Source organism: Actinoalloteichus hymeniacidonis, from assembly GCF_014203365.1.
Classification (GTDB): Bacteria; Actinomycetota; Actinomycetes; order Mycobacteriales; family Pseudonocardiaceae; genus Actinoalloteichus_A; species Actinoalloteichus_A hymeniacidonis.
Window position 1 is genome coordinate 4,428,409 of record NZ_JACHIS010000001.1, and the last position, 26,689, is coordinate 4,455,097.

The window sequence follows — 26,689 nt, forward strand, 5'->3', positions numbered from 1 at the left end:
ATCAGAAACCCGCGCCGTCTCGGTACAGCCAACAGCGGGCGGTGTGGCCGTCGCCCACCGGCAGGATCGGCGGCCGTTGTGCACACATCGCCATCGCCGACGGGCACCGCTGCCGGAAGCGACACCCACCCGACGCGTCGCCCTCGGTCGCCCCGCTCGTCGATCGCTTCGACGCGTCGACGGACGGAGTGACCGGTGACTCGGGACCGCCGGAGCTCAGGCCCGACGACACCGGGTCGGTGCCGAGCCTGCGTCGCGGGTCCGGCGCGGCCGAGGCGAGCAACCGGGTGTAGGGGTGCCTCGGGCGCAGGATCACCTCGTCCGACTCACCGCTCTCCACCAGTTCGCCTCGATACATCACCAGGATCCGACGGGAGAAATGCCGCGCGGTCGCCAGATCGTGCGTGATGTAGAGGACGGCCAGGTCGTCCTCCTCCTTCAGCCGATCGATCAGGTTGAGGATCTCCAGTCTGATCGACACATCGAGCATGGACACCGGTTCGTCGGCCAACAGCACTCGAGGAGCAGGCGCCAACGCCCTCGCGATGGCGATGCGCTGCCGCTGACCACCGGAGAGTTCGTGCGGCCGTTTGCCCGCGACCCGCGCGGGCGGTGTCAGGTTGACCCGTTCCAGCAGGTGCTCGATCTGCCGGTCCTCGTCGGCTCGGCTCTCCACTCGGCGATGCACCCGCAGCGGCCTGCGCAGATGGTGGTCGACGGTGTGGAAGGGATTGAGCGAGCCGAATGGGTCCTGGAAGACCAGCTGCACATCCTCGCGGTAGCGGCGCAACCCCCTTCCTCTGCTACTCACGGATTCGCCGTCGAGGCGGATCGCGCCCGAACTGGGGCGCACCAGTTGGGCGAGCATCCTGGCCACCGTCGACTTGCCGCTGCCGCTCTCCCCCACCAACGCGACGGTGGTCCCCGAGAGCAGCTCGAAGGACAGTTCGTCGACCGCCCGCAGTGTGATGCGCCGACGACCGTCGCGGACGAGGTACTCCTTCACCAGGGCATCGGCTTGGAGAACGCTCACGCCTCGATCACCTCCACCGTGTCGATCGGTTGGAACTCGCCACGCGACAACGCGGCGGGGACGTCTTCGCCGTAGACCGATGCGTCGTAGGCGTGGCAGGCGGCCATCGAACCGGGCGCCAGTTCGGGTCGGTGCTCTTCGCATGGCTGTCGGCGGTACGGACATCGTGGTGCGAAGGCACAGCCCGCGATCGGAGCCGAGAGGTCCGGTGGATTCCCGGGTATTCCGCGCATCCGCCGACGCGGGCCGGTCACGCTGGGGAACGAATTGAGCAGTCCGACCGTGTAAGGGTGGCGGGGCGCGGTGAGCAATCGTCCGGCCGAGGCCTGTTCGACGATGCGGCCCGCGTACATGATCGCGATCCGGTCGCTGATCTCCAGCAGCAACGATAGATCGTGGGTGATGAAGACGATCGCGAAGCCGAGCCGGGCACGTAACGCGGTCAGTTCGCGCAGGATGTCGCGTTGTACCACCACGTCCAGGGCCGTGGTCGGCTCGTCCATGACCAGCACGTCTGGTCGCAGAGCCAGCGCCATGGCGATCATCACTCGTTGGCGCATCCCGCCGGACAATTCGTGTGGGTAGGCACCCAACCGCACCGGGTCTACCCCGACGAGCTCCATCAGTTCCGTACAGCGGCGTAGTCGATCGGCCGCGGACGTCCGTGGCTCGTGCGCGGCCAGGACGTCGACGAGCTGGGTGCGCACCGTCAATACCGGGTTGAGCGCATTCATCGCGCCTTGGAAGACCATGGCGATCCGCTTCCATCGGAACCGGCGTAGGTCCGCGCCGGTCAGACCGAGGACATCGATATCCGTTTCCCCGGAGTGAAGATGAACCGAGCCTGCGACGATCCGGGCGGGGGATCGCAGCAGTCGGTTGAGCGCGTAGGCCAACGTGGACTTCCCGCAGCCGCTCTCACCCGCCAGGCCCAGGATCTCGCCTCGGTGCAACACCAGGTCGAGGTCGGCCACCGCGCGAACCGATGGTTCGGTCTCGTACTCCACGGTCAGGCCCCGCACGGTCAACACCGGTGCTCCGATCGCCACGGGTGCCGAGTCGGACGTTCGTTCGGTCGTCGGTTCGGGTTCGGTACTGGTCACGAGCGCCTCCTCTTCCGCGAAGCGGAACGGGCGGATCGGATCGACTTCGGAACACGCAATCGCGGGTTGATCAGCTCGTCGAAACTGAAGTTGATCAGTGACAGTCCTGCTCCGACGAGGGCGATCGCCAGGCCCGGCGGGATGAACCACCACCAGGCCCCCAAAGCGAGTGCCTGGGCGTTCTGGGCGAAATAGAGCATCGTTCCCCAGGTCAGATAGTCGATCCCGCCCAGACCGAGGAACGACAGTCCGGCTTCCGTCAGGATGGCGAAGATGATCGCGAAGACGAACTGGGAGGCGATCACCGGCAACAGGTTCGGCAGGATCTCGACGAGGATCACCCGCCAGGTGCGTTCACCCATCGCCCGGGCGGCGTCCACGTAGTCGCGGGAGCGCACCGACATGGTCTGGGCCCGCAGGACCCGTGCCGAGGCGGCCCAGCTGGTGATCGAGATGATCAGGGCGATCGTCAGAATCGAGGCGCCGTCCAGATAGTTGGTGATCAGAATGACCAACGGGAGGCTGGGAATCACCAGTACGACGTTGCTGATCAAGGAGAGCGCCTCGTCGATCCGGCCGCCGAGATAACCGCCGACGACGCCCACCAGCACCGATAGCACCGTTGCCAGCACACCGACCACCAGGCCGACGATCAATGAGCCCCGCGTGGCATACACCAGCTGACCGAACACGTCCTGTCCGGTCTGGGTGGTGCCGAGCAGGTGATTCGACGACGGCGGGTGCAGCGCCTCATCGCTGATCGCACCGACATCGGCGATCAGCAACGGGCCCACCAGCCCGATCAGGGCGAAGAGCCCGACGATGATCAACCCGAGCCGAAGCTTCCAATCGGTCAGCATGCCTCGAGCACGGGAGGATCTCGGCAAGGCGAGTCCACCCGCCGCAGCGGAGGAAGGGTGTGGAGTCCGCGTCTCGGCCATCACACCGCCCTCCTGGTTCGCGGATCGATCACCGCGTGCAGCAGATCGACCAACAGGTTCGCCCCCAGCACGGCCAGGGTGATCACCAGGAACACCGCCTGCATCAACGGATAGTCGTTGTTCTGCACCGCTTGCAGCAGGGTGAACCCGATTCCCGGGTAGGAGAAGACGACCTCGGTGACGATCGAGCCGCTGACGACGAATCCGAGGGAGATCGCGAAGCCCGCGACGCTCGGAATCACCGCGTTCCTGGCTGCGTAGGTGACCATCACCCGCCGCGGTCGCAGTCCCTTCGCCTCCGCGGTCAGCACGTAGTCCTCACCCATCGTGGAGACCATCATGTTGCGCATGCCGAGCAGCCAACCGCCCACCGAGCTCAGCACGATGGTGATCGCGGGTAGTAAGGCGTGGTACAGCGCGGAGCCGATGAACTCCCAGTTGAAGCCGATCACGGTGCCGTATTCGTATCCACCGGTCAGGGGTAGCAGCCGCAGCGTCGAGCCCAGCACGAACACCAGGACCAACGCCAGCCAGAAGTACGGCACCGCAGCCAGGAAGGTCGCGATCGGGACGAGGTTGTCCAGTCGGCTTCCCCGCCGCCAACCGATCACCATGCCCAGCGTGATGCCCAGGAGGAAGGACAGGCACGTGCACAGTCCGACCAGGATCAGCGTCCAGGGCAGGGCGGCCCCGAGGATCGTGGACACCTCGGTGGGAAAGTAGGTCGAGGAGACTCCGAAATCGCCGCGAATCAGGTTCTGCAGGTAACCGAGGTACTGCTCCCACAGATTCCCCTGGCCGCCCGCACCGAGCAGGATCTCCAGGGAGGCCCTGGTCTCCGGAGTGACCGTGCCGCCCGCCTGTTGCAATCTGCCGAGCAGGGCATCCACCGGAGAGCCCGGCATCAGCCGGGGAATGATGAAGTTGACGGTGATCGCCACCCAGGCGGCGATGAGATAGAAGACCAGTTTTCGCCGGAGATAGGTCATATGGCGACCCCTTGATGCCGCCGACCGACGGCCACGTTCACTCCGCCGGGCGAAGGTTCGCGGCCACGACACCCAGGTCGGGTGACGAGTGGGTCATCGGCAGCGCATACGGGTCGTCCTGGGTGGGGAAGCCCGTGACCTTCGCGCCGTCGAACTGGGTCAATGCCATGGATTGCAGGATCGGGATGTAGGGCAGTTGCTCGGCGAGTTCGGTCTGGATCCGTCCGTAGGCCTCGCGATGCACCTCCTCGTCCTGGGTCGCCGCGATCTCCTCCAGGGCCTCGTCGACGATGTCGCTGCGGAATCGCGCGAAGTTCTTGGTGGCCGGGCTACCGATCGGCGGCGCACCCGCGCTGGCGAAGAAGTCCTCGTACAGCGTGAACGGGGTGGCACCGCCGTAGAGGTTGTCGATGACGAGCTCGAAGTTCCCGTTGTCGCGGTCGGCCACGAAGGAGGCGTGGGATACCTCGCGCGGGGCGAGATCGATGCCGATCTCCGCGAGCTGCTGACGCATCACGTCCAGCGTCGCGATCTGATCGGTGTACCCGGTGACGACCTTGACCTCGATACGCAGTGGTTCGCCGTCCGGGCTGACATAGATCCCGTCGGCGCCCTCGGTGTAACCGGCGTCCTCCAGGATGCTGCGGGCCTCGGCGGGCTCGTGGGAGGGCACCACGCCTCGCAGTTCCTCCGTCAGGAATTCCTCCTCACGGGGCAGCATCAGCATGCCGGGGGTGGTCGGGGTGCTCAAGCCGTCGTAGTTGAGTTCGTTGACCTGATCACGGTCGATGCCCCGGTAGATCGCCTGCCGCACGGCGACGTCGCTGGTCGGCCCCTCGTCGAGATTGGCACCCAACGTCGAGATGTAGACGGGGGTGACCTCGTAGTGATTGCCCTCGGCCCGCGACGCGTAGGTGTTCTCGATGTCGGGGATGAAGATGCTCGCCCAATCGATCTGCCCGGCGGTCAGCGCGGACAGCGCGGATTGATTGCCGCTGTGGGAGACGAATCGCAGGGAATCGAGATAGGGCTTGTCACCGTCCCAGTAATCCTCGTGGGCGGTGAGCTCATAACTCTGCGCGCTGAAGGTCTCCAGCGCGAATGCTCCGGTCCCGACCGGCTCGGCGTTGCCGAAGGTGGCGGGATCGTCGATCTCCGACCAGATGTGCTCGGGGACGATGAAGGTACTGCCTGCGACGGTCTCCAGGTCCGTGTACGCGGGCCGGTCGAAGGTGATCGTCACCTCGGACTCGCCGTTGGCCTCGACCGACTCGATCGGCAGCGCCGAGGTGTTCAACGCATCGTTGTGCTGCATGAGCTCGAAGGTGAACACCACGTCCTCGCTGGTGAAAGCCTCGCCATCGTGCCATTGCACGCCTTCGCGCACGTCGAAGGTGATGGCGGTTCCGTCGTCGTTCCAGCGATAGTCCTCCGCCAGCATCGGCCTGGGTTCATCGGCGCGAGCCCGATTGATGAACATCAGCGGCTCGTAGACGATGCCCCGCGCAGGCTGGTTGGACGTCAGGATGAAGGGGTTGAAGTTGGCGGTGAGCTGACCGGTCGAACCGGTGTACACCGTGATAGCCGTGGCCCCACCGCCGGCAGCGGGTGCGCCGGAGCAACCGGCGACCAACAGCGATAAGGCGGCGGTCAGCGCGATCTTGCGCCGTCGAAATAAGAGCGACATCGGAGATCCTCCTGTCGGAGCGGACCCGCTCCACCTGTTCGGGTGAGGCCTGTCGGCCAACAGAAGGTGCGGAATGTGGCCTGAGTTACACCATCGCAAACTTTCTTAGTCATTTTTACCAAGTAAGTCAAGGTGCGATACGTTCCTTCAACCAAAGGGAAAGAATCGGTGGGCGGAATGGGGCGATTGGACGATGCGAGGCGGGGCCAATCTGCCGCTGGTCGGCACGTACAACCGGGGGGTCGTCCTCGAGACGATTCGCTCGTCGGGCTCCATCAGCCGAGTCGAGTTGACCGCTCTGACCGGGCTGACGGCGCCGACGGTGTCCAACATCGTGCGCAGGCTGATCGATGACGAACTCGTGATCGAGGCCGGCCAGGGTCGCTCCACCGGCGGCAAGCGGCGAACGCTGCTGACGCTCAACCCCGACGCCTGCTACGCCGTGGGAGTGCGTATCGACCCCCGAGGCGCCGTCTGCGTGGTCGTCGATCTCGCAGGCCGGGTGGTCGCCGCCGCCCGCCTTCAGGACTCCGGCACCACACCGGAGGAGATCATCCGAGGCGTGGCCGAGGAGATCGGCGCCCTACTCGATTCGGCGGGGATCGACATCGAACGGGTCATCGGGGTGGGCGTCGCCGCACCCGGCCCGCTCGATCACGGGCGCGGTGTCGTCCTCGATCCGCCGAACATGACGCAGTGGCACGACGTGGCCCTCCGAGACGAGCTGGCGGCGGCACTGAACCTGCCGGTCATGATCGACAACGATGCCACCGCCGCCGCCGTCGGCGAACACTGGCTCGGCCGGGCGAACCAGTCGCGCAATTTCGCGAGCATCTACATGGGGACCGGTATCGGGGCGGGAATCTTCATCGACGGCCAGGTCTATCGGGGGGCCACCTCCAACGTCGGCGAGCTCGGCCATATCTCTCTCGACGTCGATGGCGCGTGGTGCTTCTGCGGCAATCGAGGCTGCGTGGAACTGTTCAGCGCACCGCCCGCCATCGTCGCGGCTGCACTGGCCGCAGGCCCCGAGGCCGCACAGCTGGCGCTCTCGGGATCACCCCGCGATGTCCGCACGGATTTCGCCGCGATCAGCACGGCCGCGGCGCTGGGCAGTCCCTACGCGGTGAGCCTGATCGAACGCTCGGCCCGGTATCTGGCGACCGGAGTGCTCACGCTGGTCAACCTGCTCGATCTCGACCTGGTGGTGCTCGGCGGTCCCGCCTTCGAGCGCATCGGCCATCTGTATGTCGCGGCCATCGAGGACATCCTCGCCACCCGGGCCTTCGCTCGCCGGGGCAGGCCTCCACGCACGGTCCTGTCCGCGCTCGGTGCCGATGTCAGCGCAGTCGGCTCTGCGGCGCTCGTCCTGCACAGCGAGTTCGCCCCGCAGCTGCTCGACGGACGGACGACCGATCTGCATTCGAAACACCAGGGCGGGGCTTCTGGGCCGGCATGACACCGCCTCTGGGAGACAGCCGGGTTGTGGGCCGTGGACCACTCTCCGTCGTCGGGTGGACCACAAGCACGCGACAGCGCCCGCGCCGCCTATCTACCACGAGCATAAGCGGCCATGAGGACCCCTCGGCGACGAGGTCTCTTCGGGTTGCCGCCGCACACCGCGAACCCATGGTTCGCATAGCTGCGGCGGCACCTCACGTCTCGTTGAACGGCCCGCTCTCCGGCAGCCGCAACTCTGGTTTGTCCAGCTCCTCGACGTTGACGTCCTTGAACGTGATAACCCGGACGTTCTTCACGAATCGGGCAGGCCGATACATGTCCCACACCCAGGCGTCGGACATCCGCACCTCGAAGTAGACCTCGCCTTCCGCGTTGCGAACCTGAACGTCGACGGCGTTGGCCAGATAGAACCGACGCTCCGTCTCCACCACATAGGAGAACTGCACGACGATGTCGCGGTACTCGCGGTAGAGCTGTAGCTCCATCTCGGTCTCGTACTTCTCGAGATCCTCCGAACTCATCGAGTTCGAGCCCTCCCTGTCGCCGGACTGTGCATGCCCCTCATACGGGGGCCTCATTGTCCATCACATCATCTCTCACCACGAGAGACGACCCCGAATCCTGTCGGACCCAGCCTGCCCGAGGCGACGACATGCCGTGCAGCCGGGCTGCGGCAGCGACGTTGGCGTACGACCAGCGATGCACCACGCTCGGGCCGTACCGGGTGAGCGCGGCGGCGTGTTCGGGGGTGCTGTAGCCCTTGTGCACCGCGAACCCGTACCGGCCGAACTCTTCCTCGGCGTCCAGACCAGCCATGATGCGGTCGCGTGTCACCTTCGCCAGCACCGAGGCCGCAGCCACGCAGGCCGCCACCCGGTCGCCCTTGACCACCGGCAGGCCCGGCGCCGTCAGACCCGGAACTCGGAACCCATCGGTCAGGATGTACCCCGGCTGCAGACTCAGCCGGGCAGCCGCCCGGCGCATACCCTCGATGTTCGCGACGTGTACACCGATCTCGTCGATCTCCTCGGCAGGCACCACGACCACCGCGTAGTCCAGTGCGCGCCGGGTCAGCAGCTCGAACATGCGTTCGCGCGCCGCAGCCGTCATCAGCTTGGAATCGGTCAGGCCCTCCAACCGATTGCCATCCCGGGGACGCAGTACACAGGCAGCGACCACCAGGGGGCCTGCACACGATCCTCGGCCCGCCTCGTCCACACCTGCGACGGGCCCCAGGCCGCGGCGATCCAAGGCCGACTGAAGTGCCCAATTCCCCGCGTCGCGGCGAACCACGACACGGGGTGGGCGAAGCAATTCGGACATGGTCCGCCGGGGTTTCCTCTGGTCAGTCTCGGTGACGGCGATGGCCGAGGATCTTACGCCCCAGCCAGAGGGTGGGGAATGCCCCGAGAACACCCAATCCGGCGGGCACCGCCGACTGCCAGGCGGGCGCACCGATGGCGACGGCCTGCGGGTCGTGATCGCTGATGCCCTGCCAACGCTGCGGCGGAAGCACGACGACCCTGGCCTTGCCGATCACGTTGTCCAGCGGAACCGCACCCTGCTCGCCACCGCCACCTTGTACGCGGGAGTCGAGGGAGTTGTTCCGGTTGTCGCCCATCATCCAGATGTGATCGTCCGGAACGGTCACCGGACCGAACGGCTCCTGGGTGTTGCCACGTCCCGGCTGCCAGAACACATAGGGCTCGTCCAAGGGATCGCCATCGACGAGCACCCGGTTCTGCTCGTCACAGCACTCGACGGTCTGGCCGCCGGTGGCGATCACCCGCTTGACGAAGTCCTTCTCGTCCGGCTGGGCGAATCCGAAGACCGCACCGATGTTCTGGAAGAACCTGGCGACGGGGTTGCCGCTCTCCGGGGTCGTGAAGTCGTTCTGCCCCCACGCCTCGGGGCCCCGGAAGACGACCACATCGCCCGGTTCGGGCTCGGTGAACCGATAGGTGATCTTGTCGACCAGCACTCGGTCGTTGGTACAGCCCGCACAACCGTGCAGGGTCTGCTCCATCGACTGGGAGGGGATGACATAGACCCTGGCCAGGAAGGTCTGGATCACGATGGTCAATACCACCGCGATGCCGACGAGGACGAAGAGTTCCCGCCAGAAAGAGCCCTTCTTGGCGGGTCGCTTCGGTGTCTCCTGGCCGTCGTCAGCGTCGTAGGCCGACGACGGCCCCGGATGACCGGCGCCTCCCGCATGGTCTCTGCGCTGCCATGCAGAAGGTCGATCCGAGTGATCCGGCTGGTCTGATTCGCCCTGCGGTGAGGTGGAGGGCACGAGGTCTGCCACGCTCCCAGGCTACGTTAGGTGATCTCGAACCAGTCAGGACGCGGTCGGCGTTTCGCGCTTTTCCTTGATCTTAGCGGCCTTGCCGCGCAGCTCGCGCAGGTAGTAGAGCTTGGCCCGGCGCACGTCACCTCGGGTCGCCACCTCGATCTGGGCGATGTTCGGCGAGTGCACGGGGAACGTGCGCTCGACACCGACGCCGAAGGAGACCTTACGCACGGTGAAGGTCTCACGGAGTCCGCCGCCGTGGCGACGGATCACAACGCCCTGGAACACCTGGATCCGCTGGCGGGAACCCTCGATGACGCGGACGTGGACCTTGAGCGTGTCTCCGGGCCGGAAAGCCGGGATATCGGAACGCAGCGACTGAGCGTCCAGAGCGTCCAGGGTGTTCATCGGTGGTCCGTCCTCGTCATCAATCGGGCATCTCGTGCCCGCGCGGGCACAACTGTCAACACAGTGCAACCCTGCATGGGAATGGGCATCTGGCGCGCGTCGGGTCTATCCGACGACAGCAGCGACCCCAGTGTGCCACGGGCGGGACCCGGTCATGAAATCGGGCTGCTCGTGGCAGCATCGGGGCCGTTCGCGGCATCGGAGTCGCGCAGCGATTCCAATAGCTTTCGGTCGTGCTTGTCCAGCGCGTCCGCATCCAGCGCGGCCAGCAGATCCGGCCTGCGCCGGAAGGTACGGATCAACGACTGATCCCGCCGCCAGCGTCGAATCGCGGCATGGTTCCCGGAGCGGAGCACCTCGGGTACCGCCCGGTCCTGCCACACCTCGGGCCGAGTGTAGGACGGTCCCTCGAGCAAGCCGTCCGAGAAGGAGTCCTCCTGGGCAGAGGCCGGATTGCCCAGCACTCCGGGCAGTAGCCTGCCGACCGCCTCGACCATGGTCAGCACGGCTACCTCGCCACCGACGAGCACATAGTCGCCGATCGAGACCTCGCGCACCGGCATCCGATCGGCGGCGTCCTCCACGACGCGCTCGTCGATTCCCTCGTATCGCCCACACGCGAAGACCAGCCAGGGCGATTCGGCCAGTTCCTCGGCCATCCGCTGGTCGAAACGGTGTCCGGCCGGGGTGGGGACGACCAGGGTCGGTGGCCCCGCGAGTCCGGGGCGGGGGGCACAGACCTCGTCCAGGGCCGGCCCCCAGACCTCCGGCTTCATCACCATGCCGGGGCCGCCGCCGTACGGGCTGTCGTCCACCGCCCGGTGCACGTCGTGCGTCCAGTTCCGCAGGTCGTGCACGCCGAACTCGAGCAGGCCCTTGTCCACCGCCTTGCCGAGCAGCGCGGCACGCAGCGGATCAAGGTACTCCGGGAAGATGGTGATGACGTCGATCCGCACTCAGGTCCCCTTCAACGCGCCCGCTCGTCGCATGATGCGGACGGCTCTCGGGTGCGGCTCATTCCTCGAACTGATCGTCCACCAGGCCGGGCGGCGGATCCACGATCAATCGGCCTGCCGGGATATCGACCGTCGGCACGATCTCCCGGACGAAGGGGATCAGCACGTCGTCGCCCTCCTCGAGGCGCACCGACAGCAGGTCACCACCCGCGCCGTGCAGGACCTCGCGGACCATACCGAGCTTCGAGCCGTCGGGCAGTATCGCCGCCAGGCCCTCCAGCTGGTGGTCGTAGTACTCGTCGTCGTCCCCGGTCGGGGGCAGCGACGACTTCGGCACCGTGAGCAGGGCACCACGCAGTCGGTCGGCACCGTCCCGATCCGCGATTCCAGCCACGCCCAGCAACAGCCGCCCGCCATGCGGTCGGGCGGCTGTCACGGTGAGCTGTTGGACCGAGCCATCGCGCAGTCGAGCATCGATGGTGTTGTCCACGGCGAAGCGTTCCCGAGGAGAGTCGGTCCGCACGTCCACGACGAGTTCGCCCCGGATCCCGTGCGACTTGCTCACTCGGCCCACCAACACCACGTCGGCGGGGTCGCCAGCTCGGTTCATCGACGGCGTCAACGGTCGGTGTCGACCACGTCGACCCGCACACCACGACCGCCGATACCGGCCATCACGGTGCGCAGCGCGGTGGCCGTACGACCACTGCGACCGATCACCTTGCCCAGGTCGTCGGGGTGAACGTGCACCTCGAGGGTGCGACCCCGCCGGGAGGTGATCAGCTGGACTCGGACGTCGTCCGGGTTGGTCACGATCCCTCGGACCAGGTGTTCCAGGGCATCCGCGAGGACGCTCACGCCTGGCCGTCCGCGGTGGTCTCGCCGCCCTCGGCCTCGGCCTTGGGCTCGTCGGCCTTCTTCGCGGCCTTCTTCTTCGGCGTGGTCGCGTCGGCCATCGGCTCCTCGCCCGCAGCCGCGAGTGCGGCGGCGAACAGGGCCTGCTTGTCGGCCTTGGGCTCCTTGACCTTCAGCACACCCTCGGGAACGGGCAGGCCCTTGAAGCGCTGCCAGTCACCGGTCAGCTCCAGCAGGCGCTGCACGGGCTCGGTCGGCTGTGCACCGACACCGAGCCAGTACTGGGCGCGCTCGCCGTCGACCTCGATGAAGCTGGGCTCCTCGGTCGGGTGGTATTTGCCGATGGTCTCGATCGCCTTGCCGTTACGGCGGGTGCGCGAGTCGGCGATGACGATCCGGTAGTACGGCGCACGGATCTTGCCAAGCCGCATCAGCTTGATCTTGACGGCCACGGGTTCAGGTGCTCCTCAAGCTCTCGTTGCTCATGGGTGAGCGCCCGTGAGCCCGAGTGGGGCGACGGGTCCGAGCGCTCGGACTTCAGTGGCCACGAGTCGGTGAGAGGGACCGACGCCATGGCGGACAACGAGCCATTCTGCCAGATCGGCGAAAGTGGGGGACCAACCCCACCCTCGCCCGGTACGGCAGCGTGTGCTGCCGATCTTCTGCGGCGGGTTCCTCGCCGCGTGGTCTGCCGTCCGCGCGAGCTCAGGTGGGAATCACGCCGAGCGCCAGCAGCAGCACACCCAGCGCAGGCAGCAGGTTGTTGATCTGGTGGGCCACGATCGCCGCCAGCAGTCGACCGGTGAGCAGCCTGGCGAGTCCGATCGGGATCCCGATCACGAGCAGCAGCGGTGTCCTGGCGGGTTCCAGGTGCGCGACGGCGAACAGCGCCGTGCTGACGACGAACGCCGACCAGCGGCTCCACCGCAATCGGTCCATCGCACCCCACAGTGCCCCTCGGAAGACCACTTCCTCACACAAAGGCGCCAGCACGCAGAGGTACAGGAAGATCACCACGGCGAGCACGGGCGGCAACCGCAGATCGTCCAAGGCCGATCCCACCGCCGACGTCGCCTGATCTTCGCCCACCCAGTTCGTCCACAGCTGAGAGGCGATCAGGGTCAGGACGATCCCCGCAACGCCGAGCCCCACACCCGTCCGGACATCCGCCCAGGACCACTTCAACCCGAGATCGATCCGCGGCCCGTTGCCCCGGACGATCGTCGCGACGATGACGACGATCGCCGAGAGGACCGTCGGGACGATCATGCCGATCAGCAACACCATCGGCCGCACCGCCGGATCGTCGGCGACATCACCGAAGGGCGTCACCACGAAGACCGCGGAAAGCAGGAAGACGAGTTGGGAAAGGAAGAAGACGCCGAATCCCCAGCGGTGCATCGGGAATGCGGCGGAACCGTGGGAAGTAGGCGTCTCGGAGGCATCCGCTGTATCGGGAAGCGGTGCCGAAGACTTCTCAACAGGGTGGTCAACTGATTCGTCAACCACCGATCGGGTTCGGTTCTCCTTGTTGTTTACTGCCGCTGGTTCCCTGGATGCCGAACCGGCCAAGTCCTTTCCGGCGATTTCGGTGTCTCGACTGTGCCGTTGTCCCGACTTCTTGGGCTCGCTCACCCGCACCCCGCTTCTTCAAGACCAGCCGGTCGCCACCGCAGACCTCGATGACGCCCGCAGCGCCGCACACGGGCACGCCCTGCCCGAATCGGTCTGATATCGAGGCTAGTCCGTCCCGGCGGTCTGCGGGCAGTCCACGGAGGTATGAGAACCGCGCCCGCCCGAACGGCGGGCGCGGTCGAGTTCAGGAGAACTGGGCGTAGAAGATCAGTGCAGGAAGGAAGTTGTACGTCGCATGCGCGATGATCGCCGCCGACACCCGACCGGTGATCATCCTGGCGATGCCCATCGCCAACCCGCCGACCAGGAGAATCGGGGTGCGCATCGGTTCTTCGTGAATGAGGGCGAAGACGAAGGTGGTCAACAGCAGAATCGCGTAACGCGGCACCTTGAAATGTTCCAGCGCACCCCAGAGCCCACCCCGGACCAGCAGCTCCTCGGTGAGCGGCGCACCGATGAACATGAACAGTGCGAGTACGAGAACCCAGACGCCCTGTCCGGCGAACATGTCGCCCATGTCCTGGATGGGGGTTTCCTCGGTTCCGACGGAATCGCCCATCACCATCAGCGCGGTCAGGAAGGCCCCGATCAAGCCGGCCCCACCACAGGACAACCCCACCCAGACATCACGCCATTTCGGCAGGATTCCGAAATCCTTGCGCAGTCCGTTGCCCTTCCACCAGGAGAGCACGGCGGGTCCCAGCCCGAGGAAGAGGTTGGGCAACAGCGAGAGCAACAACAGCGGGCCGACCGGGGGCGGGTCGAGTTGATCGAAGTTCTCGAACTGTCCCGTCATGATGGCCGACAACAACATGCCGGTCAGGTAGTACCCGCCCCAGCCGACGAAGAAGGCCAGGAATCCCCAGTGCAGGCTGCTTCTCGCACCCGCCTCCAGCTGTGCTTCCCAGTAACGCTCGTGTAGCCGCTGGTCGTAGCCGTCCTGGATCCCACCCATCCGTCTGCCGTACCCGGCCCAGGCGGGAGTGTCGTCCTGCGCCGCGGGCGCACCGGCCGCCGGGCCTGCGGCATCCCACGCTGCGGTTGGCTGGGCGTATCCCGGCGAGAACCGCTCTGGTGTGGCGGGTGGGCCCGCGAACGAGGGGTTGCCGGGCAACGGGTGTTGCGCGGGCGTGGCTCCGGGGACGACGGCCACGGGGCTGCCCGGCCGCCAGCCGTCCGCGTCGCCGGAGAAGCTGGGCATCGGCACCGGTCCCCTACCGGCTCTCGGGTCGGTGTCCTGTTCGGCTGCCGCCTCCGACGCGTCGGAGGCGGTGTCCGACGTTCGGTCGTCGGCCGAAGGCGCGGGAGCCGCCCCAGTCGAGGCAGCGACCGGCCCGGCCTCCGGGATTCGGCCCACCGCGTCGTCCGAGGTGTCCGATGTCCCGGTCCGTCCGGACTCGGCTGTCAGCTCCTGGGACCGAAGGTCCGCGCTCGGCTCGGCGCCTGCCGCCTCGTCCGCCGGTGGTTCCGGCGGCGCTACCTCGCTCGGCGTGGCCGCAGTCCGGTCCCGCTCCGTCGGGGTCTGATCGGGGCGGTCGCCGCCGGATCCGCCGTTTGGAACTTCCTCACCCACACCATGTCCTTCCGACCGTCCGTCTCGACGGTTCGCCCCACCGGTTTGCGACCGGTCCGCGATCCCACCGGCACGTGGCGCTGGATCGATGCTGTCAACGGCCACGGCCCGGGTGGACCCGACCGCGTAACACGATGTCTCTCGGCGATCGCAACACGGCGAGGTCAACGCGTGGATCCTCGGCGTAGATCACCAGATCGGCGGATGCGCCGTCGATCAGATTCGGGTGGCCGAGCCAGTCACGGGCCGCCCAGCTCGCCGCGCCGAGGGCCTGTCGGTTCGACAGGCCTGCCTCGGCCAGTGCGAGGACCTCGTCGGCGATCCGGCCATGCCCGATGCCGTCACCTGCCGAACTGCCCGCATCGGTTCCCGCGAAGATGGGCACGCCCGCTTCCAACGCCGCTGCGACCACGGGCAGCCTGCGGGCATGCAGCGCCCGCATGTGGGCGGCGTATCGAGGGAACCGGCCCGCCGAGTCGGCGATCCGCAGGAACTCGGCGGTGTTGATCAGGGTCGGCACCAGCGTGGTGCCCTGTCGTGCCATCTGTTCGATGGTGTCGTCGGTCAGACCGGTGCCGTGTTCGATGCAGTCCACGCCCGCCGCGAGCAATCCGGGCAACGCGTCCTCGCCGAAGACGTGGGCGTTGACCCTGGCGCCCGCCCGGTGGGCCACGGCGACCGCCTCGGCGAGTACGTCGTCCGGCCACAGCGGGGCAAGATCACCGATCTCCCGGTCTATCCAGTCGCCGACCAGCTTGATCCAGCCATCGCCCTCGGCGACCTGTGCCGCGACGGCGGCGGGCAACTCCGAGGGGTCCTCGAGTTCCCAGCCGAGATCGCGCAGATAGCGGCGGTGGCGGGCCAGATGTCGTCCGGAACGGATGATGCGCGGCAGCTCATCACGTCGCTGCAGCGGTCTGGTGTCCACGGGTACGCCGCAGTCCCGGATCAACAGAACGCCTGCATCGCGTTCGATCTCCGCTTGGCGAGCCGCGTCGGCGAGCGGAACCGGGCCGCTCGGGTCGATCCCGATGTGACAGTGCGCGTCGACGAGCCCGGGGACCAGGAAGCCTCCGGGCAGCGTGGTCGCGTCTGGCACCGGTTCGTGAGTGAGCAGGCCTCCCGAGACCCACAGATCCCGAGAGTCGCCGTCCGGCAGCGTGACGCCGGCGAGGTGCAGTGGCGGAGCCTGCGTCACTTCTTCTTCTTTTTGTTGTCGCCGAAGGTCAGCTTGCTCGGGTCGAATCCGGGCGGCAGCTGGTCCATTCCCGCCAGACCCGGCGGGATCTGCGGTGCGCCGCCCTGCTGGCCACCGGGGAACCCGCCCGGCATCCCGCCGGGGAAGCCACCGGGCATGCCACCTGGGAAACCGGGCATACCGCCGCGGACCTTCGGCGGCGTCGGGCCGCGGCCCTTGCCCTTCTTGCCCTTCTTGCCCTTGCCCTTTCGGGTGCCGCCGCCTCCGGAGCCGGGCATCCCGAACCGCCCGGCCATCTGCTGCATCATCTTGCGAGCGTCGAAGAAGCGGGTGACCAGGTCGTTGACCTCGCTGACGGTGACTCCCGAGCCTCGGGAGATCCGCAGTCGCCGCGACGCATTGATCATCTTCGGATCGGCGCGCTCGGCGGGCGTCATGCCTCGGATGATGGCCTGCATCCGATCGAGGCTCTTCTCGTCGAAGTCGGCGAGCTGATCCTTCATCTGACCTGCGCCGGGCAGCATGCCCAACAGGTTGGCGATCGGACCCATCTTGCGGATCGCGAGCATCTGTTCCAGGAAGTCCTCCAGCGTGAGCTCGCCGGAGCCGATCTTGTGTGCGGCCTTCTCGGCCTGCTCCTGGTCGAAATGCTGCTCGGCCTGTTCGATGAGGCTGAGGACGTCGCCCATGCCCAGGATGCGGCTGGCCATCCGGTCCGGGTGGAAGACGTCGAAGTCCTCGAGCTTCTCACCGTTGGAGGCGAACAGGATGGGTTGGCCGGTGACGTGTCGCACCGACAGTGCGGCACCACCCCTGGCGTCACCGTCGAGCTTGGTGAGCACCACGCCGGTGAAGCCGACGCCGTCGCGGAAGGCCTCCGCGGTGTTGACCGCGTCCTGACCGACCATGGCATCCAGGACGAACAGGATCTCGTCGGGATCGACGGCGTCCCGGATGTCCGCAGCCTGGCGCATCAGTTCCTCGTCGACACCGAGACGACCAGCGGTGTCGACGAGCACGATGTCGTGTTGGGAGCGCTCGGCCTCGACGATCGACTGTCTGGCGACGTCGACCGGGTTGCCCACACCGTTGCCGGGCTCCGGCGCGAACACCGGGACGCCCGCGCGTTCGCCGACGACCTGGAGCTGGGTGACGGCGTTGGGCCGCTGAAGGTCACAGGCCACCAGCAACGGCGTGTGCCCCTGGCCGCGCAGCCACTTGGCCAGCTTGCCCGCCAGCGTGGTCTTACCGGCGCCCTGCAGGCCCGCGAGCAGCACTACCGAGGGGGGATTCTTCGCGAGGTTCAGCCGCCGGGTCTGCCCACCGAGGATGTCGACGAGCTCCTCGTCGACGATCTTGACGACCTGCTGTGCCGGGTTCAGTGCCTGCGAGACCTCGGCGCCCTTCGCGCGCTCCTTGATCTGAGCGATGAACGCTCGAACGACCGGGAGGGCGACGTCGGCTTCCAGCAGAGCGATGCGGATCTCGCGGCAGGTGGCGTCGATGTCGGCGTCGGACAGCCGTCCCTTGCCCCGCAGGTTCTTCAGAACCGAGGTGAGACGATCGGAAAGAGTGTCGAACACGAGGTCTCAGGCTCCAGGACTCGGTGGGTGCGGATCCACAAGAGTAGGCCCGACCCGGTTGGCAATGGCTCCCTGCGAGGGTAGCCGCCGTCGCCCCTCGGCCGTGGCGCGCGGTAGGAGGGCGGCGCGCCACCGATGCCCGGAGGAACCGGCGGGGCCGGGCGAGCCCGTCGTTTCCGAGATCGGAGCGAGGGCACAGGGGCGTTCCGTCCTCGCGCGAACGCACCTCGTCCCGGCCGGGTCAGCGGTCGAACGGCCCCACGATGTCGGACGGTGTGATGGGGTGCGTCGGGAGCAATGATCTCGAAAGCTGGTGAAGGGGACCGAACCGTGTCGAGGAGTGGGCCCTCCGATGAGGAGCCGTTCGCAGTACCGGTGGGTTGGCACCGACACATCGAGGTTCGGCGACACGGTGGGCGCCTACGACCGACGGCCGTCATCGACCCCGATGCGGCGGAGATCGTTCGGCTGCTGGTCCCGAAGAAGGTGCTCTTCGAGCGGCTCGCGACGCTGGTGCCACCGGCATCCACGGCCGAGCGCGCACTGCGGACTGCGATCAAGGCGCGATTGGCGGGTGATGCGAATCCGGTGGGCGCCGCCGCCCTACTGACGATCGCCGTCGCCCGGCTCACCGACCCCAGGGCGCTGCCGTACTTCGCCGACGCGTTGGTCGACACCGACGGACTGGTGTTCGCGGCCCGTACCGTCGCCGAGCTGAACAGCTTCGCCACGGTCTCGTGGCAACGAGGTCGTGGGCAGCCCGCAGGCTTCCGCCTTTATCCGGGCCCCAGCGACAACGCGCTCGGCTCCTACGCAGCCATCAGCCTGCGGATACGGGAGCTGCTGGCCTCGGCGCCGGAAGACGTCTACGCGGCAGCCACCCGCGCGTTGGCCGAATACCACGCGCCGATCCAGAGTCGGGTGATCGCGTCATATCTCGTGCCCACCCGACAGGACTGGGCTCAGGAGCTCTGCACCTTTCCCACTCCGCGTACGACGTTGTTGAGTGCGATGCTGCGTTCCGCCGGTTCGATCGGTCAGGTCATCCCAATCCTCAGCACGAGCGGTCGCAAGCGGTTGGCCGAAGGGGCCTCGATATCGACGGACCTGATCGACCCGGATCAAGCGGCACACCTCTTGGACCGACCGAACGTGTTGCTGACACTCGTCGACGGCATCGGGCGGGATCTCATCCCGGTGTTGGTTCGACGGCTCGAATCCACGAGGTCCTCACCCCAGGAGGGCTTGGTCTTAGACATCCTCGTCGAGCTGGATGCCGAGGAGTCAATCCGAGTCCTGCTGCCTCGGCTCACCGAACCGAAGGCGCCGGATCGGATTCGCCGGGCGCTCGCTCGTGCGCCGGCCGAGGGTCTACGCGGATTGATCACAGCCGTCGCGTCGTCCGGCAACCTGTCCGGGTCGCTGGCGGAACGTCTGACTCGTGAGCACGTCGCCCGGTATCCGAACCTCGTCGCCGACCCGGATAGCGGTTTGAGCACCGAGGATCGGAGGTGGGTGAACCGTGTGATCGCGATCCCCGTGGCGTCGGAGCGGGTCAGCATGGCCGATGTCGAGATCGCAGGCCCGCGTCGAATCACCGAGGTGGCATCGGGGGCTCGGATCACCGGGCTGAAGCCGTTCGGCGTGGCACGGATGGTCTGGTTGCCCGGCGAGCAAGCGGAGTGGGCGCGCAGCGCACAGCGTCCCGGCGGAGCGCACTGGCGCAAATTCGTGGACTGGTCGGAGGTGATCACGGCCTTCGAATCGGGCAAGTTGTTGCCGATCGAGCAGTTCGCGATGTTCGCCGAAGCCCCCGTCGAGTCGACAACGGAACTGCTGGCGAACTGGCAGGTCCCCGCCATCGCGTCCCATCGTCGCTGGTTGCGTCCGATCCTGGCTCGGCATGGTCTGGCCGCGCTTGCGTTGATACTTCCCGAAGCGATGCGGAAACCGGCCCGGGTGGCCCCCGTGTTGTACCCGGTGGTGCATCCCGAGGTGGCCGCGTTGATGGCGTACTGGCTGCGCAAACCAGCGACGCGATGGATCTCGGTGGATTGGCTGGGCAGGCATCCGACGGCCGCAGCGGACCTGTTGATCCCGAGCGCGTTGGGCGGGCCACCCGGCGAGGCCAAAGCGGCGAGAACGGCATTACGGCAGGTGGCCGAGATCACGGGCCCGGCGACGGTCTTGACGGTGGCCGGGCGACACGGCGCCGACATCGAGCGAGCCGTCCGTGGCTTGTTGCACACCGAGCCGGTCCGAGGCAGGGCCCCGCGTTCGTTGCAGTGGACGTCCGTCGATCTGCTCCCCCAGATTCTGCTGCGCGACCGAAGCATGTTGCTCTCGGCGACGCAGACCAAGGACATCATCGAGCTCCTGGCGACCGCATCCTCGATGGCGGATCCCCAGCTGGTCGCGCTGCGAGCAGGCTGCGATCCGAAGTCGCTGATCGAGTTCGGCTGGGCGTTGTTCGCGCACTGGTATCGCGACGAGCGCATCGCCCGTGCCGGTTTCTGGGTGCTGCCTGCGCTCGCCCGGCTGGGCGGTGACGCGGTGACACCGGCGCTCGTCGAACTGGTGCGGCACTGGGACTCGCCGAGCAGGCGGTCGATGGCGTGTCAGGCGATCGACGTCCTGGTGGAGCTGGGCACCGGCGAGGCGGTGGGCAGCCTCTGGTACATCGGGAATCAGGCGAGGTTGGAGGTCATCCGACGACACGCCCTGGACAGGCTGGCAGCCCTCTGCGCCCGCCGGGGAGCAAGCGTTCAGCAGCTGGTGGAACGCAGCCATCCGGATCTCGGATTCGCCCGTGATGGCACGCGGACGCTGGATGTCGCCTGCCGAGGCACGGTGGTGACAGTGGACCACCGACTCGCCCTATCGGTCCGCGTCGACGGCGGCGGAACCGATATCGTCGAGCCTCCGAAGCAGCAGTCCCGGTGGCGGGGGTCGCTCGGACGATCACCTGATCCAGCAGCGGATTCCGAGCCACAGACCAGGCTGGCGTCGAGGCTGTCGCGGCAGGCCGACGAGGGCCTGTTGTTGCTGGAGCTGGCGTTACGGCAGGGCCGACGTTGGGGGGCTGCGGACTTCCGCCGGAGTTGGCTGGAGCATCCGTTGCTCTCCCGCCTCTCCGAGGGGCTGGTGTGGGCCGCCGAGCACCCCGATGGCTCTCGGGTGGGATTCCGGGTGGCCGAGGACAGCTCGCTTGCCGACGTCGACGACGAGACCTTCGTCCTGGATCCGAGCGCCGACGTCCTGCTGCCGCATCCGCTCGGACTGGCCGCCGAGTCGACGAGGTGGTCGACGCTGCTGGCCGACTACGAGATCGTGCAGCCGATCCGACAGCTGGGCCGGGACACCGGCGCGAGTCCCGGGTCCGCGTCGGTGGCGGAGCTACTGGCCGAGGTGGACATCACCTCCCCCGTCCAGGGAAGTGATCTGATCCGTCTGCATAGCCTGGGCTGGCGGTCGGGCGACTTCGAGGAATCCGGACGCGCCCTGTCCCTGTCGCATCCGGTCGCATCGGATCGCACGGTGGTGATCTCGCTGCGGAACAGTTTCGAGATCGGCGAGGTTCACCTGCGGTATCGGATTCGACGGATCGGTCTGGTCGGGCCGCCGGACCAGCCTTGGCTCGATGTGGAGTCGACGAGCACGGCAGAGCTGGATGCCGTGTCCTGGTCGATCGTCGTCGAGGATCTGCACTGGCTGCTCGGGTGAGCAGCCCGTTGGTCCGACCGCCGAGGGCACCCTGAGTCGGTGCGCTCAGCGCACGTCGAGCCCGAGCGCCGCGACGATCACCTGGGCCTGATCGGAGGTGATGACGGCACCGGCCAGCTCGACGATGTGCGGGTCGAAGGAGCTGAGATCGCTGCCCCGAAGATCGGTTCGGGCGAAGCTCGCGTCGGTCAGCATCGCGCCGGAGAGGTCCACATCGCCGAAGACGGCGTCGGAACAGTTCGCACCGGTCAGGTCGGCCTCGCGCAGTCGGACCCCTTGGAAGGCGGATCCACGGAGGTCGGCACCGCGAAGGTCGGTGAGCGACCAGTCGCCGCCGAGCATCTTCATCGGCCGCAGCGTCGACGCGGTGAAGGTGCTGCCCAGGATTCTGCAGTCGGTGAACTCGGCGTCGAAGAAGTTGCAGTTGCGGAAGACGCAGTTGGTGAAGGCCGATCCCGTGTACCTGGCCACGTTGAAACGGGTGTCGTCGAAGATGCACTCGGTGAAGACCGTGCCCGCTCCGAACGATTCTGTGAGATCCACTCCGCGGAAGGCACAATCGATATAGACGTCCCCGCCGAGGTCCTCGGCATAGCGGTCCTCGTCGTGGAACGTCCTACCCTGGACTGCCTCGGTCATCCCGCGAGGCTAGGGCTCACCACCCACGGCTGCGCCGACCCCGCTGTCGCTGCCGACTTCCAGGAGTAGCCGTGGCGTCGACAGGCAATCCGCAGCTCGACGACTAGATCACTCAATCGCAGCATCAGATGATCTTTCGATTACACTCCGTCGTCGAGATCACATTGGTTTCGAGGGGGCCACAGTGGCGCAGAGTCCGGTGGAGGGCCGTGGGGCCACAGTCCAGGAACTCCTGAGCAACAAGAAGTACAAACTGGACTATTACCAGCGCGAATACAGCTGGTCTCGCAAGGACGTCGTCGCGCTGCTGCACGATCTGGAACGCCGCTTCATCCGCGAGTGGCGCCCCACGCACTCCCGCCGGGAGACCATCGGATACGCGCCCTACTTCCTTGGGCCGATCGTGTGTTACCAGACCCCGGATGCCGCATTCCTCGTCGACGGGCAGCAGCGTCTGACCACGCTGCATCTGATCATCATCTATCTACGCAGACTTCTCGAAGAGCAGGATCTCGACCAGGACGCCAGGGGTCTGGATCCGATGATCTACAGCACCCGGCACGGCGAGACCACGTTCAACATCGACATCCCCGAGCGCAACGAGGTGCTCAACGCCTTCATGTGGGGCCTGAACCAGGCGCTGCCCGCCGATTCCAGCCTCTCGGTGCGCAATCTCTACGAGCGTGCCCGCGACATCGAGGAGGACTTCCCCGCGAGCCTGCGCGACGAGGCACTGCCGTTCTTCCACGACTGGCTGCTGGACAGAGTCTGTCTGGTCTCGATCGACGCGCTCGATCGCGAGCACGGCTGGGAGATCTTCGAGACCATGAACAACCGGGGCGCCCGGCTGAGCCCGGTGGACCTGCTCAAGAGCTACCTGTTGGCCAGGGCCGAGACCGGGCGACGCGAACTCAACGATCTGTGGCGGGGCATGCTCGCGGATCTCTCCCAGCATGGGGTCGACACGCCGAGCGAGTTCGTCAAGGCGATCCTGGTGGCCAAGTTCGCCGCGTTCGACGCGGACAGCACCGATCTCGTGGAGATCGATCGGGCGTTCCACGAGTGGGTACGCAAGAACGAGACACGACTGGAACTGCGTGGGCCGGAGGACTTCCGTGCCTTCGTCGAGTACTTCCTGGTGCCGCTGAGCAGGCGGTACAGCGCGTTGAAGGACGCCGCGGCGGAGCTGATCCCGCCGGTGGAGGCCGTCTTCCACACGGCACGGCTCGAGGTCGTCGACCCGTTGCCGCCGATCCTGGCCGCGCTGCGGCCCGACGATTCCGACGAGGACTTCGAGGACAAGAGCAGGCAGATCGCAGGCTATCTGGATCTCGCCACCACGTTGAAGATCGTGAACAACCGCAGCCTGCTCCCGCATCAGGTGCGCCCGGAGGTCGACGAGCTGACGGTTCGGCTGCGCAGCGCCGAGGGGATCACGGGGCTCACCAGTCTGCTCGAGTCCGAGGCGGCGACACTGCCCGACGACTTCTCCGGGGTGGACCGGCTCAGCCTGCAACCCGGCAACTCGGCGCAGGTCCGCTATGTGCTCGCCCGGCTGACGGCGTTCGTCGAGGTCCAGTCCGGCAGGCCCGATCCGATCGAGACCTACCTCGAGGATCCGGAGCCGTGGGAGGTCGAACACGTCTGGCCACGCGCCTTCCCACGCGATCAGAGCGACATCATGACCCCCGAGTCCTTCGAGGATTTCCGTTCCCGGCTGGGTGCGCTGTTGTTGTTGCCGGAGAGCGGTCGGCTGCCGGACGAGCACCCCGCGAAGGTCGACCACTATCGCGAGCAGAACCTGCTCGCGGCCTCGCTGCATCCCGCGACGCTGGCGACGGAACCGGAGTTCGCTGCGTTCGTCTCCCGTCACGACCTCGGCGATGTGTTCCGCCCGTGGCCCGACCATTTCGGTTTGGACGCGATCCAGATGCGGCAGCGGCTCTACCGGCGGCTGTGCGAGCTGATCTGGCAGCCCGAGCTGCTCGGTCTGCAACCGGCCAACATCCCGCCGAACCGGTCGACGGTTCGGCGGAGCCGTCGCAAGGCCCGGTACGGCGTGGAGATCGCCGATCTGATCGAGTCCGGGCTGATCGCGGACGGCACGGCGCTCTACGGCCACCGTAAGAAGCACACCTATACGGCGCTGGTGATCGAGGGCGGGCGGATCCGACTGCCCAGCGGACAGACCTTCGATTCGGTGTCGCGAGCCGCAGCCGTCGCGCTGAACGTCAAAGCGTGCAATGGCTGGGATTTCTGGCGGGCCGGAGCGGACGCCACCGGGACGCTGTTGTCCGATCTACGCCGTGATGCGATCAACCAGGGGTTGATGGAATAGCGGCTCCGACCCGGCCACCGAGACGTCGCCGCCGCTGCGGACCGCGCGGGACGATAGCGGCGTCGTCACTGGTCGACCCGCTACTCGCCGCCTCCATCGCCCCGGCGCCCGGCAGATCTCGCATGGACCTCGTGCCGCTGTCGGGCAGCCAGGCGTGTCGTGTGCTGCTCTGGTGCGGTACCCGGGTGATCCAGCAGACTGCCACTTGGCATGACTGCACACGCACCGCTAAAAGGCCGCTGGTCGCGACGGCCTGGAGTGAGGAGCACGGATGTCCGCAACGGAGTGGCCCACGACCATCGTGGTGGTCATGGGTGTGTCCGGTTCAGGCAAGACGACGATCGCCCGTTCTCTCGCCGAGCATCTCGGGGTCGTCTATGCCGAGGCCGACGAGTTCCACCCCCGGTCCAACATCGAGAAGATGGAGTCCGGGACTCCGCTGACCGATGAGGATCGGCTGCCGTGGCTTCGGGCGATCGCGGAGTGGATCGGCACCAGGGAACAAGCCGGAAAGGGTGCCGTGGTCACCTGTTCCGCGCTGAAGCGCTCCTATCGGGACCTGCTGCGCACCGGCGGACACGGCGGCGTGTGGTTCCTACATCTGGCAGGCACCCGCGAGGTGATCGGAAGCAGGCTGGCAGGCCGTAGCGGTCATTTCATGCCCGCCTCCCTGTTGGACTCGCAGTTCGCCGATCTCCAACCGCTGGAGGCGGACGAGGTCGGCTATGCGGTCGATGTCGCCGCACCCGCCGACCTGATCATCGAACGGGCCTTGGCCGCGTTGGCCGCGCAGGGCCGGATCTCCGAGGACGTCCGGTGAGCCCGACAGTCGTCCTGCTCGCGCAGGACCCCGGTCCCTGGACCGGGCAGGACACCCGATTAGTCGTCGCCGCGTTGGCGGGTATTGCGGTGATCGTCGGCCTGATCACCTGGCTGAAGGTCCACCCGTTCCTGGCACTCACGCTGGGAGCGGGCGCGCTCGGCGTGATCGCGAACATGCCGGTCGCGCAGGTGGTGGAGACCTTCAGCACCGGTTTGGGCAGCACGATCGGCGGTGTCGGGGCGTTGATCGCCCTCGGGGCGATGCTAGGGCGGATCCTCGCGGACTCCGGGGGTGCGGACCGGATCGTCGACACGATTCTGGGCAGATCCAACGAGCGGGCGCTTCCCTGGGCGATCGCGCTGGTCGCGGTGATCATCGGACTGCCGATGTTCTTCGACGTCGGGCTCGTTCTGTTGATCCCGGTGATCCTGCTGGTCGCCAAGCGCAGCGGACAGCCACTGATGCTGATCGGCGTGTCGGCGCTGGCCGGTCTGTCGGTGCTGCACGGGCTGGTTCCGCCGCATCCCGGTCCGCTTATCGCCATCGACGCGCTGGAGGTCGATCTCGGGCTGACGCTCGGTTTCGGCCTGTTGATCGCGGTGCCCACGGTCGCCGTCGCGGGACCGCTGTTCGCCCGCTATGCGGCCAGGTGGGTGCAGGTCGATCCCCCGGCACACCTCGTGCCGCGTTCGGCGAGCGATCGAGGAGCGTCCGGCGACGGCGGCGCGGAGTCCGCGCAGACCATGCGCCGTCCCGGCTTCGCCGCGACGCTGATCACGGTGCTGCTTCCGGTCGTGTTGATGCTGGGCAAGGCCATCGGCGAGATCTGGCTGGACGACGCAAGCACTCTTCGTTCCGGGCTCGATCTGCTCGGCACGCCGTTGGTGGCGCTCCTGGTGGCCACGGTGGTAGCCATGTTCACCCTGGGTGCGGGCGCCGGTCTCGGTCGGGACCGGATCTCCGAGGTGTTCGGCGCCTCGCTGCCGCCCATCGCCGGGATCCTGCTCATCACCGGAGCGGGCGGCGGCTTCAAGGAGACGCTCGTCGAATCCGGCGTGGCCGACATCATCACCCGGTACGGCGAGAATGCGTCGCTGTCGCCGCTGATCCTCGGGTGGTTGGTGGCGGTGGGCATCCGACTCGCCACCGGTTCGGCGACGGTGGCCACGATCTCCGCGGCCGGAATCGTCGCCCCGCTCGCCGCCGGTCTCGATCCCGCGCAGGGTGCGTTGCTCGCGCTGGCCATCGGGGCGGGCTCGCTGTTCTTCTCCCACGTCAACGACACGGGATTCTGGTTGGTCAAGGAATACTTCGGGATGACCGTCGGTCAGACGATCAAGACCTGGTCGGTGATGGAGACGATCATCTCGGTCTTCGCCTTGATCTGCATCCTGTTGCTCGACCTGGTCGTCTAGCCGGGCTCGACAGACCCACCCCATCGATGCTCGGTG

The 26,689-nt window shown here is 67.1% G+C and carries 23 protein-coding genes; 5 read left to right on the plus strand and 18 right to left on the minus strand.

Annotated elements, in window-relative coordinates; all coding sequences use genetic code 11:
- Position 1 precedes the first annotated feature (1 nt).
- From BKA25_RS18395 to BKA25_RS18415, 5 genes are read right to left on the minus strand one after another with little or no spacing between them, the layout of a single operon-like run.
- Positions 2-1,033 carry an ABC transporter ATP-binding protein gene (locus BKA25_RS18395; RefSeq protein ID WP_069848027.1) on the minus strand — a complete coding sequence of 344 codons (1,032 nt, stop codon included), beginning with the start codon at positions 1,031-1,033 and terminating at the stop codon, positions 2-4.
- Entirely contained in the window at positions 1,030-2,136 is a 1,107-nt protein-coding gene (locus BKA25_RS18400; protein ID WP_236750595.1) for an ABC transporter ATP-binding protein, read from the minus strand. The genes BKA25_RS18395 and BKA25_RS18400 overlap by 4 nt, the downstream gene beginning before the upstream one ends.
- Positions 2,133-3,077, minus strand: a complete 945-nt coding sequence (locus BKA25_RS18405) for an ABC transporter permease (RefSeq protein WP_084642742.1) — start codon at positions 3,075-3,077, stop codon at positions 2,133-2,135. The genes BKA25_RS18400 and BKA25_RS18405 overlap by 4 nt, the downstream gene beginning before the upstream one ends.
- Positions 3,077-4,066, minus strand: a complete 990-nt coding sequence (locus tag BKA25_RS18410) for an ABC transporter permease (RefSeq protein WP_069848023.1) — start codon at positions 4,064-4,066, stop codon at positions 3,077-3,079. Before BKA25_RS18410 ends, BKA25_RS18405 begins: the two co-directional genes overlap by 1 nt.
- A 37-nt stretch (positions 4,067-4,103) precedes the next feature.
- Complete coding sequence (locus BKA25_RS18415) at positions 4,104-5,753, minus strand: ABC transporter substrate-binding protein (RefSeq protein ID WP_069848021.1); 1,650 nt, start codon at positions 5,751-5,753, stop codon at positions 4,104-4,106.
- A gap of 193 nt (positions 5,754-5,946) precedes the next feature.
- Between BKA25_RS18415 and BKA25_RS18420 the strand changes: the two genes are divergently transcribed.
- On the plus strand, positions 5,947-7,212 hold the full coding sequence (locus tag BKA25_RS18420) for an ROK family transcriptional regulator (RefSeq protein WP_069848019.1): 1,266 nt from the start codon (positions 5,947-5,949) through the stop codon (positions 7,210-7,212).
- 196 nt (positions 7,213-7,408) lie between these two features.
- On the opposite strand, the gene BKA25_RS18425 is transcribed toward BKA25_RS18420, so the two are convergent.
- From BKA25_RS18425 to ffh, 12 genes are all read right to left on the minus strand, one after another.
- Entirely contained in the window at positions 7,409-7,735 is a 327-nt protein-coding gene (locus tag BKA25_RS18425) for a DUF2469 domain-containing protein (RefSeq protein ID WP_069848018.1), read from the minus strand.
- A gap of 40 nt (positions 7,736-7,775) precedes the next feature.
- A complete protein-coding gene (locus BKA25_RS18430) occupies positions 7,776-8,537 on the minus strand; it encodes a ribonuclease HII (RefSeq protein ID WP_069848015.1) in 762 nt (253 codons plus the stop codon).
- 22 nt (positions 8,538-8,559) lie between these two features.
- Positions 8,560-9,522 (minus strand): signal peptidase I, encoded by a 963-nt coding sequence (gene lepB / locus BKA25_RS18435; protein ID WP_157421005.1) that lies wholly within the window; start codon positions 9,520-9,522, stop codon positions 8,560-8,562.
- Between the two features lie 33 nt (positions 9,523-9,555).
- Positions 9,556-9,915 carry a 50S ribosomal protein L19 gene (gene rplS / locus BKA25_RS18440; protein ID WP_069848013.1) on the minus strand — a complete coding sequence of 120 codons (360 nt, stop codon included), beginning with the start codon at positions 9,913-9,915 and terminating at the stop codon, positions 9,556-9,558.
- Positions 9,916-10,067: 152 nt separating this feature from the next.
- Complete coding sequence (trmD, locus tag BKA25_RS18445; RefSeq protein WP_069848011.1) at positions 10,068-10,871, minus strand: tRNA (guanosine(37)-N1)-methyltransferase TrmD; 804 nt, start codon at positions 10,869-10,871, stop codon at positions 10,068-10,070.
- A 58-nt stretch (positions 10,872-10,929) separates the two neighbouring features.
- Entirely contained in the window at positions 10,930-11,481 is a 552-nt protein-coding gene (gene rimM, locus BKA25_RS18450; protein WP_069848009.1) for a ribosome maturation factor RimM, read from the minus strand.
- 8 nt (positions 11,482-11,489) lie between these two features.
- Positions 11,490-11,729 carry an RNA-binding protein gene (locus tag BKA25_RS18455; protein ID WP_069848007.1) on the minus strand — a complete coding sequence of 80 codons (240 nt, stop codon included), beginning with the start codon at positions 11,727-11,729 and terminating at the stop codon, positions 11,490-11,492.
- On the minus strand, positions 11,726-12,178 hold the full coding sequence (gene rpsP, locus BKA25_RS18460; RefSeq protein ID WP_069848005.1) for a 30S ribosomal protein S16: 453 nt from the start codon (positions 12,176-12,178) through the stop codon (positions 11,726-11,728). The genes BKA25_RS18455 and rpsP overlap by 4 nt, the downstream gene beginning before the upstream one ends.
- Before the next feature lie 253 nt (positions 12,179-12,431).
- Complete coding sequence (locus BKA25_RS18465; protein ID WP_084642741.1) at positions 12,432-13,127, minus strand: CPBP family intramembrane glutamic endopeptidase; 696 nt, start codon at positions 13,125-13,127, stop codon at positions 12,432-12,434.
- Between the two features lie 418 nt (positions 13,128-13,545).
- A complete protein-coding gene (locus BKA25_RS28445) occupies positions 13,546-14,934 on the minus strand; it encodes a CPBP family intramembrane glutamic endopeptidase (protein ID WP_236750593.1) in 1,389 nt (462 codons plus the stop codon).
- Positions 14,935-15,028: 94 nt separating this feature from the next.
- Complete coding sequence (locus tag BKA25_RS18475) at positions 15,029-16,132, minus strand: amidohydrolase family protein (RefSeq protein ID WP_236750580.1); 1,104 nt, start codon at positions 16,130-16,132, stop codon at positions 15,029-15,031.
- Positions 16,129-17,715 (minus strand): signal recognition particle protein, encoded by a 1,587-nt coding sequence (ffh, locus tag BKA25_RS18480; RefSeq protein WP_069848003.1) that lies wholly within the window; start codon positions 17,713-17,715, stop codon positions 16,129-16,131. The genes BKA25_RS18475 and ffh overlap by 4 nt, the downstream gene beginning before the upstream one ends.
- A gap of 330 nt (positions 17,716-18,045) precedes the next feature.
- Between ffh and BKA25_RS28450 the strand changes: the two genes are divergently transcribed.
- Positions 18,046-21,438 (plus strand): DUF4132 domain-containing protein, encoded by a 3,393-nt coding sequence (locus tag BKA25_RS28450; RefSeq protein WP_172803757.1) that lies wholly within the window; start codon positions 18,046-18,048, stop codon positions 21,436-21,438.
- A gap of 45 nt (positions 21,439-21,483) precedes the next feature.
- Here BKA25_RS28450 and BKA25_RS18490 read toward each other — a convergent pair whose 3' ends face one another.
- Positions 21,484-22,077 (minus strand): pentapeptide repeat-containing protein, encoded by a 594-nt coding sequence (locus BKA25_RS18490; protein ID WP_069847998.1) that lies wholly within the window; start codon positions 22,075-22,077, stop codon positions 21,484-21,486.
- 184 nt (positions 22,078-22,261) lie between these two features.
- Between BKA25_RS18490 and BKA25_RS18495 the strand changes: the two genes are divergently transcribed.
- The 3 genes from BKA25_RS18495 (at position 22,262) to BKA25_RS18505 (ending at position 26,653) form a co-directional block, all read left to right on the plus strand.
- On the plus strand, positions 22,262-24,415 hold the full coding sequence (locus tag BKA25_RS18495) for a GmrSD restriction endonuclease domain-containing protein (protein ID WP_069847996.1): 2,154 nt from the start codon (positions 22,262-22,264) through the stop codon (positions 24,413-24,415).
- A gap of 271 nt (positions 24,416-24,686) precedes the next feature.
- Complete coding sequence (locus BKA25_RS18500) at positions 24,687-25,235, plus strand: gluconokinase (RefSeq protein ID WP_069847994.1); 549 nt, start codon at positions 24,687-24,689, stop codon at positions 25,233-25,235.
- Positions 25,232-26,653: a GntT/GntP/DsdX family permease gene (locus BKA25_RS18505; protein WP_236750577.1), complete on the plus strand. Its 1,422-nt coding sequence runs from the start codon at positions 25,232-25,234 to the stop codon at positions 26,651-26,653. The genes BKA25_RS18500 and BKA25_RS18505 overlap by 4 nt, the downstream gene beginning before the upstream one ends.
- Positions 26,654-26,689 lie beyond the last annotated feature (36 nt).

Excerpts from the sequence above, each read along its gene's own strand:
- BKA25_RS18405 (WP_084642742.1), bottom strand. The coding sequence starts at position 3,077 with ATGGCCGAGACGCGGACTCCACACCCTTCCTCCGCTGCGGCGGGTGGA.
- BKA25_RS18490 (WP_069847998.1), bottom strand. The coding sequence starts at position 22,077 with ATGACCGAGGCAGTCCAGGGTAGGACGTTCCACGACGAGGACCGCTAT.
- BKA25_RS18415 (WP_069848021.1), bottom strand. The coding sequence starts at position 5,753 with ATGTCGCTCTTATTTCGACGGCGCAAGATCGCGCTGACCGCCGCCTTA.
- BKA25_RS18425 (WP_069848018.1), bottom strand. The coding sequence starts at position 7,735 with ATGAGTTCGGAGGATCTCGAGAAGTACGAGACCGAGATGGAGCTACAG.
- BKA25_RS18420 (WP_069848019.1), top strand. The coding sequence starts at position 5,947 with ATGCGAGGCGGGGCCAATCTGCCGCTGGTCGGCACGTACAACCGGGGG.
- rimM (WP_069848009.1), bottom strand. The coding sequence starts at position 11,481 with ATGAACCGAGCTGGCGACCCCGCCGACGTGGTGTTGGTGGGCCGAGTG.
- BKA25_RS18465 (WP_084642741.1), bottom strand. The coding sequence starts at position 13,127 with ATGCACCGCTGGGGATTCGGCGTCTTCTTCCTTTCCCAACTCGTCTTC.
- rplS (WP_069848013.1), bottom strand. The coding sequence starts at position 9,915 with ATGAACACCCTGGACGCTCTGGACGCTCAGTCGCTGCGTTCCGATATC.
- BKA25_RS18410 (WP_069848023.1), bottom strand. The coding sequence starts at position 4,066 with ATGACCTATCTCCGGCGAAAACTGGTCTTCTATCTCATCGCCGCCTGG.
- BKA25_RS18430 (WP_069848015.1), bottom strand. The coding sequence starts at position 8,537 with ATGTCCGAATTGCTTCGCCCACCCCGTGTCGTGGTTCGCCGCGACGCG.
- BKA25_RS18500 (WP_069847994.1), top strand. The coding sequence starts at position 24,687 with ATGTCCGCAACGGAGTGGCCCACGACCATCGTGGTGGTCATGGGTGTG.